We start from the raw sequence: 266 nt of genomic DNA, 5'->3' as shown, positions 1-266 counted from the left end.
CAGCGTGTCGCGCGGCGTGGTGATGGCCGGTGGCTTGCCAGCCTTGAGCACCAGCAGCTTGAAGTTGCGTATGCCGCTGGCCAGCAGGCTGTCGAACGTGGCCTGAAGCGCTTGATCGTCGTTTTCCAGGTCGAGAACCACAAAGGCGATCTGCTCGGCCGGGTGCTTGCCCAGGTAGCGGAGAACGCGCTGGCGTCCAGCCTCATCCGGTGTAGCAGCCGAGATGGCCTCGATCACCTGACCCGACGGGGTGCCCTGCAAACGGC

Annotated in this window: 1 protein-coding gene; it reads right to left on the bottom strand. The window is 65.0% G+C overall.

Going from position 1 to position 266, the window contains the following annotated elements; translation table 11 throughout:
- Positions 1-266 (bottom strand): hypothetical protein (locus SB765_RS30355; RefSeq protein WP_410932586.1); only part of this gene is annotated, 266 nt, incomplete at both ends.

This window comes from Pseudomonas sp. SIMBA_067 (assembly GCF_046534675.1).
In the GTDB taxonomy this organism is placed as follows: domain Bacteria; phylum Pseudomonadota; class Gammaproteobacteria; order Pseudomonadales; family Pseudomonadaceae; genus Aquipseudomonas; species Aquipseudomonas putida.
Note: the sequence above shows the minus strand (reverse complement) of the source record. Positions and strands in the feature narration are given on the sequence as shown.